At 52.5% G+C, this 4,768-nt stretch carries 6 protein-coding genes; 3 read left to right on the forward strand and 3 right to left on the reverse strand.

Features of this window, described 5'->3' with window-relative positions; all coding sequences use genetic code 11:
- The first annotated feature begins 275 nt into the window (after positions 1 to 275).
- Entirely contained in the window at positions 276 to 623 is a 348-nt protein-coding gene (locus tag ACYVKQ_RS23120; protein ID WP_460677749.1) for a hypothetical protein, read from the forward strand.
- A 242-nt stretch (positions 624 to 865) separates the two neighbouring features.
- Complete coding sequence (mobV, locus tag ACYVKQ_RS23125) at positions 866 to 1,591, forward strand: MobV family relaxase (RefSeq protein WP_460677750.1); 726 nt, start codon at positions 866 to 868, stop codon at positions 1,589 to 1,591.
- A 39-nt stretch (positions 1,592 to 1,630) separates the two neighbouring features.
- On the opposite strand, the gene ACYVKQ_RS23130 is transcribed toward mobV, so the two are convergent.
- Positions 1,631 to 2,263, reverse strand: a complete 633-nt coding sequence (locus tag ACYVKQ_RS23130; protein ID WP_460677751.1) for a hypothetical protein — start codon at positions 2,261 to 2,263, stop codon at positions 1,631 to 1,633.
- A 189-nt stretch (positions 2,264 to 2,452) separates the two neighbouring features.
- On the reverse strand, positions 2,453 to 2,848 hold the full coding sequence (locus ACYVKQ_RS23135; protein ID WP_460677752.1) for a hypothetical protein: 396 nt from the start codon (positions 2,846 to 2,848) through the stop codon (positions 2,453 to 2,455).
- Between the two features lie 378 nt (positions 2,849 to 3,226).
- Here ACYVKQ_RS23135 and ACYVKQ_RS23140 point away from each other — a divergent pair, with 378 nt between their 5' ends.
- Entirely contained in the window at positions 3,227 to 3,466 is a 240-nt protein-coding gene (locus ACYVKQ_RS23140; protein WP_257873447.1) for a hypothetical protein, read from the forward strand.
- Positions 3,467 to 3,477: 11 nt separating this feature from the next.
- Here ACYVKQ_RS23140 and ACYVKQ_RS23145 read toward each other — a convergent pair whose 3' ends face one another.
- Entirely contained in the window at positions 3,478 to 4,446 is a 969-nt protein-coding gene (locus ACYVKQ_RS23145; RefSeq protein ID WP_460677753.1) for a replication initiation protein, read from the reverse strand.
- Positions 4,447 to 4,768: the final 322 nt, after the last annotated feature.

Below are 4,768 nucleotides of genomic sequence, written 5' to 3' on the forward strand. Positions count from 1 at the left end.
AAAAAAGCTTTTAGAACGGTGGATAACTCCGGCCGGAAATCAGAAAGCAAACAAAACACCCTAGAAGCCAGTAACTTGCGAATATTAAATAAATACTATATAATTGGTAATCAACAGTATGTAAACACAATTGTTGAGCTTATGTACCCTCTTGCACCCGGGAGAACTTTGGCCCCTGGGGCCGTGGGGAAGCAAGTCCTGAGCAGCGCCGGCACTAGGTGTAACCTAGTCGCTATGCCTGCCCGTAGGAGAAAGGCAAATAGCAATTTCCCTGTATGCGCTACACCTGCCAGCACTGTTCAACTGTTTATACTCCCCGCCGCAAAGGAGGCCGGTTCTGTTCCACCAACTGCCGGGTAAGCGCGTGGGATAAGGCCCAAAAGTCGGAGGAAGCGCAGTGGTTGTACCAGGGCGAAGAGTACTACCTGGCTCGCAAAATCGACTTCTTGGGCGAGGAGGCCGGGAAGCTCTTGCCCCAGCTCGGCGATACGATGACCCCGGACCAGGTGCAGCAGATACGGACGCTACTCGACCGGATGCAGTACGAGCGGGGGAACTCGGTGGTGCAGCGATTGGTGAAGGGAAGTCCGGTACCACCAGGCGGGACAAGCGTAAAGATTTAGCGTAGGTAAGCACCTGATAGCGTAAAGTATAAGCGTAAATAATCCAGTATAAGCGTAAGGTGCAAACGTAAGCAAGCGTAAAGTTCAAGCGTTGTGTACTCACTAGACAATTTTGGACAGCCTAAGCGCTGCGCTTTAGGCTGTCCAAAATTGTCTGTTCGGCCCTGCGGGCACCCGTTCTACCCAGTGGCCAGCGGCACCCGAAGCCGGCCCGCTGGCCACCCTTTTTCCCTACTGCCCCGATGCCCTATGCCATCCTGCGCACGGCCAAGCTCAAGACCGCCGGCAACCTGACTTCCCTCAACGAGCACCTGCAGCGGCTGCGGCCCACCCCCAACGCGGACGCCGAGCTGACCCCGCTCAACGTGCAGCTGGTCGGCAGCCAGGACTTAGCAGCCGACGTGCAGGCCCGCCTCGATGCGGCCGGCTGCACGGTGCGCAGCAACGCCGTGCTGGCGGTCGAGCACCTGATGACGTTCAGCCCCGAGTTTTTGGACATTCGCAAGGAGCCCGGCCAGTCGGGCAAGCCGGCCCAACTGGTCGGGTCGGCCGAGGACGGGGCCAATTTGGCCGGCTTCCGGGACCGGGCCATGGAGTGGCTGAGCGAACGCTACGGGAAGGAGAACGTCGTCAACGCCGTGCTGCACCTCGATGAGCAGACCCCGCACATCCACGCCACGGTCGTGCCCATCGACGCGGCCGGCAAGCTCAATTGCCGGGCGATGCTCGGCGACCGGCAGAAGATGCGCGACATGCAGACCAGCTTTGCGGCCAAGCTCGCCCCGCTCGGGCTGCAGCGCGGCATAGAGGGCAGCCAAGCCCAGCACCAGGAGGTAAAGCGCTTCTACGGGCTAGTAAAGGAACTCAACCCGCAGCTGGAGCAGGAAGCGCAGCGCCAAGTGGCCCAGCAGCGCGTGCGCCAGGCCGAGCAGCAGCACAGCCGTGGCGGTGGAATAGGTATGAGATAGGTTCGTTTATGATGTGTAAGCGGCTATTTAGAGGAGGTTTTAGGCGTTTACGAGCTTTAATGCTTTTACAACGCCTTCGTATTCAGCAAGATAAAACCCATTTGACAGCTGCTGATAATAACTGCGGTATTTCCTCTCCAGTTGGTCGTACCGCGGGTTGTTAGTTAGTTTGGCTAGAATAAGCCCCACGCTACCTTCGAACTTGAGGCCTGAAAAAATACTCTTCCTAGCTTCGATATTTACTTCTCTGTCAAGCTCTTCCATATCATCATATTGCTTGAAGAAAGAGAGGACAACTTGTTTAAATAATGCTGTTAGACCTTGGAAAGCGGGGGTGAGGTCTGCCTCCGTGTTCAGTTGAAAACGGTGGTCTTTGCCATCCCTGATAAAATCCGCTATTGGAATACCAATTGTCGGGGTGGTTTTGTGGTACTTGGGTTCGAAATAAGAGGCTCGGTGGTAAATGTCCTCTACTACATTCTTGCGTATCAGCATGCCTGGGTTGATTTCCCATCCCTCACTGCGCACCAGGAAGACTAAGTGGAATTTTTGCCAACCATCCGGAGACCTTTTGGTGAACTCAGCCTGTGCCTTATTGAGCACAAAGCCGTAAGGCTCGAATTCTGATGCTAGAAGCGCTAATAAAGTGTTGCGTAGGTCTCGGTTAGTCATTGAAATGATACGTCCTGGTCTCGTCAAGCTGGCGGTAAAGTACCAAAATTCGAAACTAGGGGCAGTGGGGGCAAAAACCGCACGGATTCCGAGATGGCGCTTATAACTACGATTATGTTAAGGGACAGAACCCAGACGAAGAAGGGACTTTTTAGAAGTGCCTAGTCGGGAGAAAGTCCTGTTTGTATTTTATTCTGACCACCGTCTAATCTTGAGGGAAATATTTGCTCCTGTTGCAAGGTTCCTCGGTTGTTCAGCAGGGGGAAGCGGGTAAGACCCTGCATACTCTTCACCACGAAATGAAACAGCAAGTACCAACTGCCCTGTGCGCAACGCCTGGATGAAATCGACAGCCTCCGCAACGTCCTTTTCCACGGTGCTGCCAGCGAATCCACCGCAGTGGCAATGGTATTCGGCGAACCCAACGGTTATCTGCTCGTCGTCCGAATCCACCCAAAAGGGCCAGCCTGCAGGGCTGGTCGTATCTATGACGAAATAATCCTCACGCTCTGTAAACAACCCATGCATGTCAGGAAGTGAAGCAAGTAGCAGAGCGAGAGCTTTGGAGGAGTAGTCTGATAGCATACACCAAGGTAGACACAGTTGAAATTCCTCAACACGCTCTAAAGCTAGTTAGGATATAAATAACTGATAGACAGCTTTTTGAATTTTATTAACTAAACTCAGGGTTTTGTAATACTAAACTTACATGTCTTGAACCCTCCTACATTAGCTGTTAAACTAAACGTTTAACAAAACCGGATGAGCCAGCAAAAGGGAAAAACAGAACCGGAGTTAAGTATAACTTCTGCTGAAGGAGCCGCAACAGAACCCGAGTTCGGTATAACTTCTGCTGAAACGGCGACAACAGAACCAGAACAAAACACAACTAAACCCAAAGCCAAGGGAGGCCGGCCCCGCAAGGCCCCCGACACGGGGTTATGGGCAATTCGCGGGGTTGATTTGGAAACCCGGGCCATTGTCGAGAAGACTGCGCAGCGCGCCGGCAAGACCATCGGCCAGTTTGTGAACGAGGACATGCGCTCGTTCTGCCAGGGCCAGCTGACCCAGTCGCAGCTGCCGGCCAGCCCCCGCGACCTGCAGGTGCAGGTGGAGCAGCTGACGCAGATGGTCGAGGGCATTGCGTCCCGGTTAGCCGAGCCAGCGCGAAAGAGCCTTTGGCAGCGCGTTTTCGGTAAGTAGGCGGGTAGGCCCTACTTTTTGGTGGCCGCGTCGAACAGCGGCCCGTTTGCGGGCTTTTTAAGGCCCAGGATGGTGAGCAGTAGCCCGGAGAGGGAATGAGCTTTGGAGTGCTTGCCGGTTTTCAGGTCATGGGCGAACTTGTTGCAGGCCGCCACGTGCGCCGAGCTGGCCAGGATGGTGGCCACCAGTTCGGGCGTGGTGATGCTCAGCTGCGTGAGCAAGCGCCTGGCGTTCTCCACTTGGTGCGGGGCCAGACCTGCCGGAGAAGCTGCACCTGGCTCCAGGTCGAAAGGAATGGTCTCAGCTAGAGCCTGTGGCTTCACTGTGAAAGTGATGTTTTTGAAGGTCTTTCCGCGCTTTTCCAGCGTGTAGCTGACATTCAGTTCAGTATGCTCATTGATTTGCTTAACGGCTACGTCCAGCACCTTTTCTCGCAACTGGCTGATTCGCTCCATCTTTTCATTGCCCTTTTCATCAAGTAGGCCGAGCATCTTTTTGAAGTCCTGCAGGTCATACTTCTTCGTTTCTCCCAGGTCTTTCCACTGGCTGCAGATTTGATAAATACGCTTAGCGTATTTGCTAGTGAGGCGGAGCGCAGCAGCTAGCTCATAGCTGGTGAAGTTGTTTTTGAGTTGGAATAGATAGGGTAAAACGTACTTGGTTAGGTCAAATTCGATGATTCCTTCCCCCTTGATGTAGCGGATTTGCTGGAACATCCATATCTGCCGGTACTCTTTGGCATCTTCCACTTCCAGCATGCGGGAGCCCATATCAGCCGTGGCTTTATGCAGGTAAGCCCCATTGTATCGCTTGCCCGTCAGGCTAGACAGTTCTCTGATATCCAACTGATAGATAGTGTCCTTCTCATCTTTCCGCAGCTTAGAGATGATGAAGAAAAATAGGTCTAGCTGCAGCTCAGTGTATTCGTAGCGGGCATTCGTGAGGGCATTATGCTGACGGATTTCTAATTCTTGGTTCATCAAGACAGGCATTTAGCTGATTCAGCTGCAATTATAATCATTAAACCACCATCTAAAACAAAAGTGGTTTTTAAAGGTGGTTGTAGATACACGAAAGGTGGTCGATAGATACACGAAAGGTGGTTTTTGCTACACGAAAGGTGGTTTTTGCTACACGAAAGGTGGTTTGAAATACACGAAAGGTGGTTTGAAGTGCTTGTAATAACATGATATTCAATAAGTTACGAACCCCTCAAATAGAACAAATACTTCAAATATCACAAGTTGTGTTTCGCGCGAGGAAAAAAGCTTTTAGAACGGTGGATAACTCCGGCCGGAAATC

This window comes from Hymenobacter coalescens, from assembly GCF_054783195.1.